The sequence below is a fragment of the Photorhabdus sp. RM71S genome (assembly GCF_042879355.1).
Lineage (GTDB): Bacteria > Pseudomonadota > Gammaproteobacteria > Enterobacterales > Enterobacteriaceae > Photorhabdus > Photorhabdus kayaii.
This window is the reverse complement of record NZ_JBHFKV010000382.1, coordinates 1-205: the sequence shown is the minus strand read 5'-3', so window position 1 is coordinate 205 and position 205 is coordinate 1. Positions and strand designations below refer to the sequence as shown.

Below are 205 nucleotides of genomic sequence, written 5' to 3'. Positions count from 1 at the left end.
CACCGCCGCCTATGGGGTGAACGGCTTCACCGATGAGATGCGGCAGGCGTTTCAGCGGCATGGCGTTAAGCAGGTCTTGATCGCCTACGACAATGATCCGGCAGGCAATGAGGCCGCGGTGAAACTGGCGGCAGAACTGACCGCCGACGGCATTACCGTGTTCCGGGTGGTGTTCCCCGAGGGCATGGATGCCAACGGCTATCTG

General features: G+C 62.0%; 1 protein-coding gene. It reads left to right on the top strand.

Annotated elements, in window-relative coordinates:
* Positions 1-205, top strand: a 205-nt coding sequence (locus tag ACGF5R_RS25265; protein WP_387693406.1) for a toprim domain-containing protein, incomplete at both ends; no start/stop codon positions are given.